At 64.4% G+C, this 13821-nt stretch carries 16 protein-coding genes; 13 read left to right on the top strand and 3 right to left on the bottom strand.

The genetic code is table 11. The annotated features are described in order from the left end of the window. Positions 1 to 26: 26 nt before the first annotated feature. From AC066S_RS27275 to AC066S_RS27255, 5 genes are all read left to right on the top strand, one after another. A complete protein-coding gene (locus AC066S_RS27275) occupies positions 27 to 1229 on the top strand; it encodes an ABC transporter substrate-binding protein (protein WP_126261218.1) in 1203 nt (400 codons plus the stop codon). Between the two features lie 150 nt (positions 1230 to 1379). Next, a complete protein-coding gene (locus AC066S_RS27270) occupies positions 1380 to 3269 on the top strand; it encodes an ABC transporter permease (RefSeq protein ID WP_478271065.1) in 1890 nt (629 codons plus the stop codon). Further along, positions 3266 to 4057, top strand: coding sequence for an ABC transporter ATP-binding protein (locus AC066S_RS27265; RefSeq protein ID WP_126261216.1), 792 nt, complete (start codon positions 3266 to 3268; stop codon positions 4055 to 4057). Before AC066S_RS27270 ends, AC066S_RS27265 begins: the two co-directional genes overlap by 4 nt. After that, complete coding sequence (locus AC066S_RS27260) at positions 4054 to 4758, top strand: ABC transporter ATP-binding protein (protein ID WP_126261215.1); 705 nt, start codon at positions 4054 to 4056, stop codon at positions 4756 to 4758. The genes AC066S_RS27265 and AC066S_RS27260 overlap by 4 nt, the downstream gene beginning before the upstream one ends. A gap of 25 nt (positions 4759 to 4783) precedes the next feature. Continuing rightward, complete coding sequence (locus tag AC066S_RS27255; RefSeq protein WP_126261214.1) at positions 4784 to 5239, top strand: MarR family winged helix-turn-helix transcriptional regulator; 456 nt, start codon at positions 4784 to 4786, stop codon at positions 5237 to 5239. Between the two features lie 195 nt (positions 5240 to 5434). Here AC066S_RS27255 and AC066S_RS27250 read toward each other — a convergent pair whose 3' ends face one another. Continuing rightward, positions 5435 to 6124: a hypothetical protein gene (locus AC066S_RS27250; RefSeq protein ID WP_126261213.1), complete on the bottom strand. Its 690-nt coding sequence runs from the start codon at positions 6122 to 6124 to the stop codon at positions 5435 to 5437. A gap of 126 nt (positions 6125 to 6250) precedes the next feature. Then, positions 6251 to 7447, bottom strand: a complete 1197-nt coding sequence (locus tag AC066S_RS27245) for an amidohydrolase family protein (protein ID WP_126261212.1) — start codon at positions 7445 to 7447, stop codon at positions 6251 to 6253. Positions 7448 to 7604: 157 nt separating this feature from the next. On the opposite strand from AC066S_RS27245, the gene AC066S_RS27240 reads away from it, so the two are divergent. The 7 genes from AC066S_RS27240 to AC066S_RS27210 all read left to right on the top strand — a co-directional run bounded on the left by AC066S_RS27240 (position 7605) and on the right by AC066S_RS27210 (position 11262). Then, complete coding sequence (locus tag AC066S_RS27240; RefSeq protein ID WP_126261211.1) at positions 7605 to 8378, top strand: ferredoxin--NADP reductase; 774 nt, start codon at positions 7605 to 7607, stop codon at positions 8376 to 8378. A gap of 95 nt (positions 8379 to 8473) precedes the next feature. After that, positions 8474 to 8797, top strand: a complete 324-nt coding sequence (locus AC066S_RS27235; RefSeq protein WP_126261210.1) for a hypothetical protein — start codon at positions 8474 to 8476, stop codon at positions 8795 to 8797. A gap of 91 nt (positions 8798 to 8888) precedes the next feature. Beyond that, a complete protein-coding gene (locus AC066S_RS27230) occupies positions 8889 to 10157 on the top strand; it encodes a cytochrome P450 (RefSeq protein ID WP_478271064.1) in 1269 nt (422 codons plus the stop codon). Between the two features lie 150 nt (positions 10158 to 10307). After that, positions 10308 to 10493, top strand: coding sequence for a hypothetical protein (locus tag AC066S_RS27225; protein WP_478271063.1), 186 nt, complete (start codon positions 10308 to 10310; stop codon positions 10491 to 10493). A gap of 14 nt (positions 10494 to 10507) precedes the next feature. After that, complete coding sequence (locus tag AC066S_RS27220; RefSeq protein ID WP_126261207.1) at positions 10508 to 10708, top strand: hypothetical protein; 201 nt, start codon at positions 10508 to 10510, stop codon at positions 10706 to 10708. Positions 10709 to 10724: 16 nt separating this feature from the next. Continuing rightward, a complete protein-coding gene (locus AC066S_RS27215; protein ID WP_126261206.1) occupies positions 10725 to 10988 on the top strand; it encodes a hypothetical protein in 264 nt (87 codons plus the stop codon). Positions 10989 to 11019: 31 nt separating this feature from the next. Continuing rightward, entirely contained in the window at positions 11020 to 11262 is a 243-nt protein-coding gene (locus AC066S_RS27210) for a hypothetical protein (protein ID WP_126261205.1), read from the top strand. A gap of 34 nt (positions 11263 to 11296) precedes the next feature. Here the strand turns inward: AC066S_RS27210 and AC066S_RS27205 are convergent, their stop codons facing one another. Then, positions 11297 to 12547, bottom strand: coding sequence for a DUF763 domain-containing protein (locus AC066S_RS27205; protein ID WP_478271062.1), 1251 nt, complete (start codon positions 12545 to 12547; stop codon positions 11297 to 11299). A 128-nt stretch (positions 12548 to 12675) separates the two neighbouring features. Between AC066S_RS27205 and AC066S_RS27200 the strand changes: the two genes are divergently transcribed. After that, on the top strand, positions 12676 to 13815 hold the full coding sequence (locus AC066S_RS27200) for a mechanosensitive ion channel family protein (protein WP_478271061.1): 1140 nt from the start codon (positions 12676 to 12678) through the stop codon (positions 13813 to 13815). Positions 13816 to 13821 lie beyond the last annotated feature (6 nt).

Here is a 13821-nt window from a genome sequence, read left to right as displayed (position 1 = left end):
CAAGAGTTCAAAAACTGGAGGTTGGGATGCGAGCGAGAAACACTTTTGTGGGAGCGGCCTTCGCGCTTCTGGCGGGCGGCATGGCACATTCGGCCCTGGCGCAAGACATCAAGATCGGCGAGATCAACAGCTATTCGCTGCTGCCGGCGTTCACCGAGCCCTATCGCAAGGGCTGGCAGCTCGCGGTCGAGGAGGTCAACGCAGCCGGCGGCATCAACGGCAAGAAGCTCGTCGTCATCTCCAAGGACGATGGCGGCAAGCCGGCGGACGCGCAGACCGCGGCCAACGAGCTGGTGTCGAGCGAAGGGGTTGCGATGCTCGCCGGCACGTTCCTGTCCAATATCGGCCTTGCCGTCAGCGACTTCGCCAACCAGAAGAAGGTGTTCTTCCTCGCGGCCGAGCCGCTGACGGACGCCATCACCTGGTCGAAGGGCAACAAATACACCTTCCGCCTGCGCCCCTCCAATTACATGCAGGCCGCGATGCTGGTGGAAGCCGCCAGCAAGCTGCCGGCCAAGCGCTGGGCGACGATCGCGCCAAATTACGAGTACGGTCAGTCGGCGGTCGCGGTGTTCAAGAAGCTGATGTCGGAGAAGCGTCCGGACATCCAGTGGGTCGACGAGCAATGGCCGCCGCAGGGCAAGATCGACGCGGGTCCCGTGGTGCAGGCGGTTGCCGCCGCCAACCCGGAAGCGATCCTCAACGTCACCTTCGGCGCCGACCTCGTCAAGCTCGTGCGTGAAGGCAACACCCGCGGCCTGTTCAAGGGGCGCGAGGTCGTCTCGTTCCTGACCGGCGAGCCCGAATATCTCGATCCGCTCAAGGACGAAACGCCCGAGGGGTGGATCGTCACCGGCTATCCCTGGTACTCGATCAAGACGCCCGAGCATGACGCGTTCCTGAAGGCCTACCAGGCCAAGTACAACGATTATCCGCGCCTCGGCTCGATCGTCGGCTACCAGACCATCAAGTCGGCCGCCGCCATTCTCGCGAAGGCCGGCTCGACCGATCCGGAGAAGCTGATTGCCGCGGCGGAAGGCCTCTCCGTGCCGTCGCCGTTCGGCGAGATCACCTTCCGCAAGATCGATCACCAGTCGACACTCGGTGCCTTCGTCGGCAAGACCGCGCTGAAGGACGGCAAGGGCGTGATGGTGGATTCGTCCTACAAGAAGGGCGCGGACTACCTGCCTGGTGACGCCGAAGTCGAGAAGCTGCGGCCGAAGGATTGAAGCAAGAGAGACCGGGGCCTCCATGGTTCGAGACGCGCGGCGTCGCCGCGCTCCTCACCATGAGGGTCCCGGACCTCATCCTGAGGAGGCGCGGAGCGCCGTCTCGAAGGATGAAGCCCAGCACTGAGATCCAACCAATCCGGACCGCCGATGGCCTTTTATGTCGTACAGTTTCTGACCGGTCTCGCCAGCGCGGCGTCGCTGTTCCTGGTGGCCTCGGGCCTGTCGATCATCTTCGGCGTGACGCGGATCGTGAATTTCGCGCATGGCGCCTTCTACATGATCGGCGCCTACATCGCCTTTACGCTCACCGAGCGGCTGTCGGGCGCCTTCGGCTTCTGGGGCAGCATCGTGCTGGCCGCGCTGGCCGTGGCGATGATCGGCATCATCGTCGAGATGGTGCTGCTCCGCCGCATCTATCACGCACCCGAGCTGTTCCAGCTGCTCGCGACCTTCGGCCTGACCCTGATGGTCGAGGATCTCGTGGTGCTGGTCTGGGGGCCCGACGATCTCGTCGGCCGCCGCGCGCCGGGCTTCAGGGGTGCCATCGATTTCTTCGGCCAGAACATCCCGAGCTACGATCTGTTCCTGATCGTGCTCGGGCCGGTCGTGCTCGGCATCCTCTGGCTGCTGTTTCAACGCACGCGGTGGGGCGTTCTGGTGCGCGCCGCGACGCAGGACCGCGACATGGTTGCCGCCCTCGGCGTCAATCAGAAATGGCTGTTCACATCGGTGTTCGCGGTCGGCGTCTTCCTCGCCGCCCTCGGCGGCGCTCTCCAGATCCCGCGCGATGCCGTGCATCACGCCATGGATCTGCGCATCATCGTCGAGGTCTTCGTCGTCGTGGTGATCGGCGGCCTCGGCAGCATCATCGGCGCCTTCGTCGCGGCGGTGCTGGTCTCCGAGCTCAATGCCTTCGGCATCCTGATCTTCCCGAAGATCTCCATCATCCTGGTCTTCCTGGTGATGGCGGTGGTGCTGATCGTGCGCCCCTGGGGCCTGTTCGGAAAGCCGGAGGCGCCCGCGCGCAAGACGCCGGGGCTCACCGTCAATCCGTGGCGGCCGTTGACGTCGAACGAGCGACTGGCCGCGCTTGCGGCGCTGGTCATCGCGGCGACGCTGCCGCTGTTCGCCGGCAATTATGCGCTGACCGTCGGCTCGGAGATCGCGATCTTCGTGATCTTCGCCGTCTCCTTGCATTTCCTGATGTCGGTCGGCGGGCTGGCGTCCTTCGGCCATGCCGCCTATTTCGGCCTCGGTGCGTATGGCATCGCATTCCTTGCCAAGATGGCGGGGCTGCCGATGATCGTCTGCCTCTTGCTCGGGCCGCTGCTCGGCTGCATGGGCGCCGCGATATTCGGCTTCTTTGCCGTGCAGCTGTCCGGTGTCTACTTTGCGATGCTGACGCTGGCTTTTGCACAGATCGTCTGGTCGATCGCGTTCCAATGGGTGAGCGTGACAGGCGGCGACAACGGCATCCTGGGCGTCTGGCCGGAAAAGTGGGCGGCGAGCCCGTCGCACTTCTATTGGCTGACGCTCGGCGTTGCGGCGCTGGTGACCATCGCGCTGCGGGCCATGGTGTTCTCGCCATTCGGCTACGCGCTTCGCGCCACGCGCGACTCGCTGCTGCGCAGCGAAGCGATCGGCATCGACGCCAAACGCATCCAGTGGACGGCGTTCGTGATCGCAGGCACGACCGCCGGTATCGGCGGTGCGCTGTTCGCTTACCTCAAGGGCAGCGTTTTCCCTGACAATCTCGGCATCTCGCTGTCGGTCGATGCGCTCGTCATGGTGCTGCTCGGCGGCGTCGAGACGGTGTCGGGCGCGGTGATCGGCGCCATCGTCTACAAGGCGCTCAACATCTGGCTGGTCAGCCAGACCGATCTGTCGAAGCTTGTCCTCGGCGGTTTCATCATGCTGATCGTCGTCGTCTTCCCCAAGGGCATCGTCGGCATGCTGGAAACGTTGGCACAACGCCGCAGGAAAGTGGCGCCGCCGGCCTCACCCCTGCTTGCCAAGCCGATCGAGTCTGCCGAATGAGCGTTGCACCCCCACTTCTTGCGGTCGAAGGTCTGACCAAATCCTATGGCGGCATCCACGCCGTGCGCGGCGTGTCGTTCTCGCTGCGAGCCGGCGAAATCCTTGCGCTGATCGGGCCGAACGGCGCGGGAAAGAGCACCTGCTTCGATATGCTCAACGGCCAGAACAAGCCGGATAGCGGCCATGTTCGCCTGCTCGGTGAAGAGATCACCGGCAGGAAACCGCGCGATGTCTGGCGGCTCGGCGTCGGGCGCACCTTCCAGATCACCGCGACCTTCGCCACCATGACCGTGCGCGAGAACGTGCAGGTCGCGTTGATCTCGCACGGGAAGCAGCTGTTCAATCTGTTCGGCTCGGCACCCAAGTTCGACCGCGACGAAGCCGGCCGCCTGCTCGAACTGGTCGGAATGGGCGGCTATGCGGATCGCCCCTGCGGCGAGCTCGCCTATGGCGACCTCAAGCGGCTCGAGCTTGCGGTCGCGCTCGCCAACCAGCCGAAGCTGCTGCTGATGGATGAGCCGACCGCGGGCATGGCGCCGCGCGAGCGCGTCGATCTGATGCGGCTCACGGCGCAGATCGCGCGAGAGAAGTCGATCGGCGTGCTCTTCACCGAGCACGACATGGACGTGGTGTTCGAGCATGCCGACCGCATCATCGTGCTCAACCGCGGCACGCTGATCGCCGAGGGCTCGCCCGCGGAAGTTCGCGGCAATCCGCAGGTGCAGGCAGTCTATCTCGGCGAGGGCCTCGTCTACGATGCCCGCCACCGCGAGGGAACCTCGGCATGAAGCTCACGGTGCAGGACCTCAACAGCCATTACGGCCCAGCGCATATCCTGTTCGACATCGGCTTCGAGGTCGGTGAGGGCGAGGTGGTGGCGCTGCTGGGGCGCAACGGCGCCGGCAAGTCGACCACGTTCCGCTCGATCGTCGGTCTCGTCGCACAGCGAACCGGCCGCATCATGTTCGAGGGCAAGGATGTCTCGGCAAAGCCGACCCACGAGATCGTGCGCGAGGGGCTCGGCTACGTGCCGGAGGAGCGGCGTATCTTCACCGATTTGACGGTTGAAGAGAATCTCGAAGTCGGCAAGCAGCCGAAGCGTGCGAACGCGCCGTACTGGACACGCGAAAAGCTGTTCGCGCTGTTTCCCAATCTGGGTGAGATGAAGAACCGACCGGGCGGCCGCATGAGCGGCGGCGAGCAGCAGATGCTCACCATTGCCCGCACGCTGATGGGCAATCCCTCGCTGGTACTGCTCGACGAGCCCTCGGAAGGCCTGTCGCCGAAGATCGTGGAGCAGATGGTCGATGCCATCCTGACCATGAAGAAGGAGGGTGTCAGCATCGTCGTCTCCGAGCAGAATCTGCACTTCGCGCGCTTGATCTCGGATCGCGCCTACATCATCGAGCGCGGCCGCATCTGCTTCGGCGGCACCATGGCCGAGCTCGACGCGCGTCCTGATATCCGCGACGCGCATCTGTCGTTGTGAGGGCAAAGGGAAGGGCTGCGAGCGGATGGCGAGAAGCGTCACGGCGAAGAAGAACATCAAACCGGCAAAACCGCCTTACGTGCTCGACGAGCAGGTTGGCTTCATCCTGCGCCAGGTCTGGCAGCGCCACAGCTCGATCTTCGCCCGCGATATCGGCACCAATCTGACGCCGACGCAATGGGCGGCGCTGTCCAAGCTCGCCGAGACCGGTCCGTGCTCGCAGAACCAGCTCGGCCGCCTGACCGCGATGGATGTCGCCACCATCAAGGGCGTGATCGACCGCCTCACGGCGCGCGGCCTGACCGAGACCAGTCAGGACCCCGAGGATGGACGGCGTCTGCTGGTGAGTCTGACGCGGGCCGGCCAGCAGCTCGCGGAGAAGGTCGCGCCGAATGCACTGGCGATCACGCGTGAGACGCTGGCGCCGCTTGATGCGAAAGAGCGCGAGACGCTGATGACGCTCTTGAACAAGCTACGGTAACGACGGTGCCGTAGGGTGGGCAAAGCGACTTGTCCGCCGTAGCTCGCAGAGCGAAGGCGCGAGCATGCCCACCATCTTTCTCAATCAGTAAAAGATCGTGGGCACGGCGCTTCGCCCCTTTCCCATCCTTCAGTTGAACAAGGAGCGCAGATCTATGCGCGTCGTGAAGTTCCAAAAGAGTGCCGTTCTCAACGTTTATGTCTTGCCCGGCCATTTGGCGCGGTAGCGGATTTCGCTGCCGTCAGCGAGCCGCCGCCACGTTCCGAACTCCGGCGTATGCGGCGCACGGGCCGTCAAGTCGATCGGGTAGATCCGGGTCGGCTGGCCCTGGATGCTCACAGCGAGTTGACGGTGCGAGGTTCGAAAGGCGAGTTCAACTTCGCCTGCGATGACGGGCTGGTCGCCGTCGCGATGGAAGGCGGCCGGGGTCAATTCGGCGGGCATGGTGTTGAGGTCGGTCTGCAATTCGATGGTGATGCCCTGTGCTGATGCCGGCACCGTTACTCCTGCCGGAAAACGGACCTCGAACACGAGAAGAGGATTGGCCGCGTTCGGATTGAGCCACGGCGTCGCGGTCGCATAGGCGTAGGCGAGGTAAGTGGCGGCAGCTGCGACGCAGAAGAGTGCGACGATACCAAGGGATTTCAGACTGGTGCGGGCGACGCTTCCGTTGCTTGCGTCCGTCTCTGGGCGCGTCACCAGCCAGCTTGCGAGCACCGCGCCGGCGATTGCGCCGATGGGGGAGTAGACGAACAGTCCCAGCAGACCCGATGTGATCGGGTCCGCCCGGTTGCCGAAATCGACAAAGGACAACAGCACAAAAGTGGCGATATAGCCCGCCACCGCGCCGGCAACGCCGACGGCTATTCGCGATGAGCTTTTCATGTCTCCCTCGATGGTCCAGCAATGAACTGCCGCCGCCGAGGGCTGCCTGCGTTAGACGCAGCAGGCCGCAAACCTGTTCAAACCCTTCGAGGGACGATGCGGAGCGGTTGGCCGCTCCGCCCGGGCCTACTTCGTCACCACTTCCGGCACTTTCCCCGCCGGCGGGGTATTGCGACTGCGCTGGGTGCGCACGATGCCGTCAATGATGGTCATGCCGATGCCGGGGAGGTCGCCGAGCTGGACGCTCTCCAGGATGTTCTTGCCGGGCGAGTGCTGCGCCTTGTCCATGATGACGAAGTCGGCGGAGCGGCCGACCTCGATCAGGCCGCAATCGAGCTGCCGCATCCGCGCGGTGTTGCCGGTGGCGAGACAGAACGCGATCTCGGCCGGCAGCTCGCCGAGCGAGGACAGCATCGAGACCATGCGCAGGATGCCGAGCGGCTGCACGCCGGAGCCGGCCGGCGCGTCGGTGCCGAGGATGACGCGGTGCAGGTCGCCCATCTCGCGCGCGGTGCGTAGCGTGAACAGAGCCGAGCGCTCGTTGCCGTTGTGCACCAGCTCGAGCCCGCGCTTGCAGCCCTCGCAGATGCAGCGGATCTGGTCGTCGGGCAGCGCCGTGTGGCCGCCGTTGATGTGGCCGACGACGTCGGTGTCGGCCTCCAGCACCACGTCCTTGTCGATCAGGCCGGAGCCGGGGATCGAGGGGCCGCCGGTGTGGATCGTGCTCTGGATGCCGTATTTGCGCGCCCAGCCCACCATCTTGCGCGCGGTCGGGCCGTCCTTGACCCCGCCGAGACCGACCTCGCCGAGCAGCTTGACGCCGTTCGCGGCCATCTCCTTGAAATCCTCCTCGACCATCTCGCATTCGATCACCGGCGCGCCGGCGTGAACCTTCACGCCGCCGGGACGCAAGGTCCAGAACGCGCGCTGTGCGAACACGGCCATGGCCTTCAGGCCGACCACGTCGCGGGGGCGGCCGGGCATGTGCACTTCGCCGGCGGAGATCATGGTGGTGACGCCGCCGTGGAGGTAACTGTCGATCCAGTTGATCTGGTTCTGGCGCGGCGTCCAGTCGCCGGCGACGGGGTGAACGTGACTGTCGATCAGGCCCGGCGCCACCGTGGTGCCCTGGGCGTCGACGATGGTGGTCGCGCCCTCGATGTCGACGTCCTTGAAGCGGCCGATCGCGGTGATCTTGCCGTTCTCGGCGACGATGGTGTCGCCGTCCAGGATCGGCTTTTCCAGAGCGCCGGACAGGATCAGGCCGATATTCCGGATCACGAGCTTGGAGGGTCCGGTGGCCTGGGGTGCGTCATGCGCCATGGAAGGGGCTCCTTATTCCTAACTGCAATGCTTTCGATCTTGGGCAGCCTTGACCTCGGGATCAAGCGGGATTATTCATTAGTATACGAATGATCGTGTACAAACGACGCATAGCTGGACCGCCTCGAACCGCAATTGACGCGACAGGGAAGGTGAGATGAGCAATTTCAATCAGGAAAGCGTTTTGAGCGTCCATCACTGGACCGACACGCTGTTCTCCTTCAAGACCACCCGCAGCCCGACCTTCCGCTTCCGCAACGGCGAGTTCACCATGATCGGGCTCAAGGTCGGCGAGAAGCCGCTGCTGCGGGCCTACAGCGTCGCCAGCGCCAATTACGAGGACACGCTGGAGTTCTTCTCGATCAAGGTGCCGGACGGACCGCTGACCTCGCGCCTCCAGCACCTGAAGGAAGGCGACGAGATCATCGTCAGCCGCAAGGCCACCGGCACGCTGGTGATCGACAATCTGGAGGAGGGGCGCAACCTCTACCTCATCGGCACCGGCACCGGCCTTGCGCCGTTCCTGAGCGTGATCAAGGACCCCGAGACCTACGAGCGGTTCGAGAAGGTGGTGCTGCTGCATGGCTGCCGGCACGTCAAGGAGCTCGCCTATGGCGAGATGATCACGCAGACCCTGCCGAAGGACGAGCTGATCGGCGAATACATCCGCGAGCAGCTGATCTACTACCCCACCGTGACTCGGGATCCCTTCCGCAATCGCGGCCGCATCACCGATCTGATCACCTCGGGCAAGCTGTTCAGCGATATCGGCCTGCCGGTGCTGGAAGCAGCCCATGACCGCGTCATGATCTGTGGCAGCCCCGCGCTGGTGGCGGACACCCGCGTGCTCCTCGGCGAGCGGGGCTTCGTCGAGGGCAATCACGGCGAGCCGGCCCAATTCGTGGTCGAAAAGGCCTTCGCCGAGCGCTAAGTCCGCAGAAAGACCGTATTTTCGCCGTCGGGCGGGCGTTGCGGCGCCGATTCGCCGCTTGATACACTGTGGGAGCGAATCAGCGGAGTTCCCACATGGTTGCGGACAGCGACAGCAACATCGCCTGGCACCGGGTTCAGTTGAAGAAGAATCGCGCCGAGTTGAAGGCGCTCGAGACCGCGCGCTTCACGATGGGGGAGATCGCCTCGTCGAAGCGGAACGGCCAGACTCAGAAAGCGGTCGCGGAAATCAAGCGCAAGATCGCCCAGTCCGAGCGCGTGATCGCCGATTACGACAAGCGCACACGCCGTCCGCTCGCAACCGACCTGCAGAGTCTCAGCAATGGCAGTTGGAGCCATTGGGACGCCTATACCCAACAGCAGCGCAAGACGGGGCAGCGTTCGCCGGAACGCGGATAGACGCGGCTCGTTTCCGAAGGGGGAAGGCCCCTTGCTTCGGCCGCGCCGCGCACCATCTGGGTGAGACGCCAGCAATCAGTCCGGTGATCCCATGATTGTGCGCCTCGATTTCACCAGCGAGGCCTTCTTTCGCGATCCACCCAAGGCCATCGCGACGTTGCGCATGTCCGGGCCCGTGGTTGCGACACGATTCCCTCTCGTCGGCGACGTCTGGGTCACCACGACCCATGACGCCGCCGCGCGGGTCCTGAAGGACAGCGCGACCTTCACGTTGCGAAAGGAAGATGGCGACGTCGCCGGTCTGCGCTGGTGGATGCCGCGATACGTCAGGACCATCGCCAACAACATGCTGACGATGGACGAACCGGATCACACCCGGCTGCGCAGCATCGTGGATGAGGCCTTTCGCCGCCGCGCGATCGTCGCTATGGAGCCCCGCATCCGCGCCATCGCCGACGGTCTCGCGGACGAGCTGTTCTCGGCGGGAAGTCCGGCCGATCTGGTCCAGCGCTACGCGCGTATCCTGCCGCTCGCGGTGATCTCGGAGTTGCTCGGGTTGCCGCTGGCCGATCGTCCTCGCTTCATCGCCTGGGCCAATACGATGTCCTCGCTGACCAATGTCGTCAGCTTCTTCCGCCTGCTGTTCGCGTTCCGCAAGATGCGTGCCTATCTGGGCCGACAATTGCAGGTCGCGCGCGAACGGGGCGGCGAGGGCCTGATCGCAGAGCTGGTCCAGGTCGAGCGCGAGGGTGGCCAGATCACGCCGGATGAAATGGTCTCGATGGTCTTTCTGCTGCTCGCGGCGGGGTCGGAGACCACCACGCATCTCATCAGCGGCTCCGCTTACGAGCTCCTCAGAAGTCCGGACTTGCGCGATTGGCTGGAGCAGGACTGGAGCCGCGTTGGGCTCGCCGTCGAGGAGTTCCTGCGCTTCGTCTCGCCAGTGCAGTTCTCCAAGCCGCGCTATGTCCGACAGGATGTCGTGGTCGAAGGCGTACGTCTGAACAAGGGCGATCGTGTCATGGCGATGCTCGCCGCCGCAAACATGGATCCGGCGATCCATGACCGTCCGGAGCGGCTCGATCTCGAACGCAAGCCGAACCGTCACGTCTCGTTCGGAACAGGAATCCATTTCTGCCTCGGCCATCAACTCGCGCGCATCGAGGCGGCCTGCGCGCTGGAAGCGCTGTTCGTACGATGGCCGAAACTTGGACTGGCGGTCGATCCCGCCGAGGTCCACTGGCGCAAGCGGCCGGGCTTGCGTGCGATCGCGAAACTTCCCGTGACGGAGACGCGTGGAACACCGGCGACTGCACACAAAGAAGCGAGCATCGATCGTTCCCTCACCGCGGCCGGCTGACTCACAAGCGTCCCTTCGGAAAATCTTCTTGGCGCGCAATCGATCAGGAACGGTGTGCCGTTCGTCCTGTTGTCACTGGCACATCGGACGCGACGACGGGTTCCACGGCCGTCGATGTCGCAGGTCGATGTCTGAACCGGAGACAAGATCATGACCAGCAAAATGCCACCTGTTCCGCCGGACAATCAGAGCCGCAAGGGAACCGGCGACAAAAAGAAAATGTCCGCCGATCAGGCGCCGCACGGCCAGCAGCGCGCGCAAAATCCGGACCAGCAGGGACAGCAGGGCAACATCAAGCAGAACACGACCAATCAAGGCTATCAGCAGGATCGTTAAGGAGGGCGGCATTCATGTCGACATCCACCAAGACACCGAACAGCATTCGCCAGGGCGGACCCGGCGCATCACACGAGAACGCCAAGGCGCCGTTGCAGGTGAAGAAGCCGCCTGCGGATGATTCACGGCGTAGCCACAGCCGCGTCTCTGGTGGCGGAGGCGAGCACGACTCCCATCACGCGCACGACGAGGCAGGCAAGGGCGGAGGCAGGTGAAGACTGGAGGTCTCGCATGCAGGGTAGAAAGACCCACGAGCAACAGGTTCGTATCCTCGAGCGCAAACCCGATGTTCCGGACTCGCGCGAGCTCGATCAGGCGATCGGGCGCAATCCGGAAGGCGCCGCAGTCCGTCGCGCGCGGCCCGAAGCCCGGCACAGCGAATTTCCCGTGAGCCGCGGCGGTCTCAACCAGGAGAGTGACCACAACAAGCACAACGATTCCGGCCAGAGCGGCCACAGGCCGCCGAAACCGACGCCGGCGCAACAGAAGCGCTAGATTCGGAAGATCACTGCAAGAGGAGAAACCGATGCCAGGTGGGCACGGCAGCAAGACGCATTTCAGATCCGGCATGCACGGCAAGGGCGACGGCACCGGCGGACTGACCGACGTGCCGAAGGACATGATCGGCGACAACATGGTCCTGTCCAACCGCGACAAGAAGCAGCATTCGGACATTCGTGGCATGGACGGCAAGACCATCCAGACCGAACAATATCAGGACCACGCCGCCAACCGGCTCGACGAGAAGCCGGAGGCCGACGAGTCCTAAGAGCGTTCCTCCCGACCAACTCGCGGACCGGTGTTCAGCCGGTCCGCTTGTTTGTGGGTGCGAGGTCGCGTTCCCAGCCGAACACGGAGCGGCCGTCGAGATCGGGCGAGGCGGCGCGCTCGCCGGCGATGTAGGCCTCCACCGAAGGCCCGCGCGCAGTCCGCTCCAGTCGCCGTGCCTGATCGTCGAGCCGTTTCATCGCCTGCATCTCTTCCTCACGCCCGAGCTTGGCGCTCTGGATCGCGCCCTTCAGCACGCGGATGGTCTCGTCATAGACCTTGATCGGCACGGGATAGGGATGCCGGTCCTTGCCGCCATGGGCGAGCGAAAAACGCGCGGGGTCCGTGAAGCGATAGGGCGCGCCATGCACGACCTCTGCGACCATCGCCAGCGAGCGCACGGTGCGGGCGCCGACGCCGGGGGTCAGCAGCAATTCCGGAAAGTCGATTGGGCCGCGCTCGGCTGCCGCGGCCAGCGTGCCGTGCAGGCGTCGCGCGAATACGTCCTTCGGCCTGACGTCGTGATGCGTCGGCATAATCAGATGCGGCAGCATGGCCTGTGCCGGCTCGGACACAGTCCCGACAAGCCGTTCGAATTCCAAGACGATGCGATCGGGACCGAGATCACCCAGGAGATCGAGCTGCGCGCTGCGTGAGATCTCGGCGCGATGGTCGGTGAGATTGACGATCTTGCCCTGTTGCGGGCCGTCGATCGCGCTATGCGGCGTATCGACGAAGCTCTTCAGCGCCTCGGAATGCCAGTGATAGCGGCGGGCCTGGCGCTTGTCGCCGTTCATGCCCTGCTGCACCACCGTCCATTTGCCGTCGGCGGTGACGAAGAAGCCGTGGAGGTAGAGGTCGAAACCGTCCTGCACGGCCGCGCTGTCGACCTTCGCCACCAGGCGGCTGGCGCGGGTCAGCTTTGCACCGTCGAATCCGACGCGGTCAGCGAGTTGCATCAGCTCGTCCGGTGTCTTGCGCGAATGCTGGCCTCGGCCGCCGCAGACGTAAATCCCGAGCTCGTCCTGAAGCGGCCCCAGCCCGCGCTTCAACGCGCCGATCACGGAGGTCGTGATGCCCGAGGAGTGCCAGTCCATTCCCATCACGGCACCGAACGACTGGAACCAGAACGGATGGGACAGCCGCTGCAGAAATGCATCGCGGCCATAATGATGCACGATCGCCTGCGTGACGATCGACCCGAGCGAGGCCATGCGGCTTGCAAGCCAGGGCGGAACCCGGCCGGTGTGCAAGGGAAGATCGGCGCTGCCGCTACGTCGAGTCATGAGCGCTCCAAATTAGCCCAGTTCGGCAACACTTGCACCTATGGAATGCTGCATTGCACAGGGCGGGGGGAGCGAAGCCGGCCGAGAGGCGTTGAGCCGGCTACCGCAGAGCAACGTGGGGAAAAGCTATGCATTGGCAGGCCTTGATGGCCGACATCGACAGGATGTTCGGCTGGATACCGTCATGGTTCATCGGTCTCAGCCTCGTTGCGGGAGCAATCCTCCTTGCCCTGTCGTTTTACCGGATTGCCAAATGGCTGCTTAACCGCGCCTTTGGAACCCGCCTTCCAATGCTGAGCGTGTTCATCGAGCGGACCTCCGGCCCGGCCCAGCTGGCGCTGTGCCTGGCGGCCGTCGCCTTGGTCCTGCCGCTCGCGCCGCTCGACGACACGATCCGCACGCCGATGATGCGCCTGTTCGTCGTCGCCGTCATCGCCCTGATCGGCTGGATCTCGATCAGGATCGTCGACATGAGCGCGGCGCGCTACCTGCAGAATTTTCGCGATGTCACCGAGAATTTCGTCGCGCGCAAGCACGTCACGCAGGTTCGCGTGTTCAAGCGCGTCACCGACACCATCATCGTCATCATCACGGTGTCCACCGCGCTGATGACGTTCGATTCCGTCAGGCAATACGGCGTCAGCCTGTTCGCCTCGGCAGGTGCTGCCGGTATCATCGTCGGCCTTGCGGCGCGCCCGCTGCTGAGCAATCTGATCGCGGGCTTGCAGATCGCGATCACCCAGCCGATCCGCATCGAGGACGCGGTGATCATCGAGAACGAGTGGGGCTGGATCGAGGACATCGCCTCGACCTATGTCGTGATCCGGCTGTGGGACTGGCGGCGCATGGTGGTGCCGCTGTCCTATTTCATCGAGAAACCGTTCCAGAACTGGACTCGCGACACCGCATCCCTGATCGGTGTGATCGCGCTTCATCTCGATTATCGTGCCGACGTTCCGCGCATTCGGCGCTGGCTGGAGGAGGCGGTGAAGCAGTCCAAGCTCTGGGACGGGGCCGTCGTCAATCTTCAAGTCATCGACGCGGATTCGCGCACCATCGAGCTGCGCGCGCTGGTCAGCGCGCGGAACGCGCCGCAATCCTGGGATCTGCGCTGCGAGATCAGGGAAAAGCTCGTGGCCTTCATTCGCGACGAGATGCCGGAAGCGCTGCCGCGCGATCGCGCGATCCTGATCCCGTCGGCCGACAACGATGGCGATCTCCTCCAGCGCGTCGCACCGGAGAAGGTGCGGGCGGGCGCGCGCAATTGACTCTCC

It is taken from the genome of Bradyrhizobium sp. CFUWI, assembly GCF_056429085.1.
Note: the sequence above shows the minus strand (reverse complement) of the source record. Positions and strands in the feature narration are given on the sequence as shown.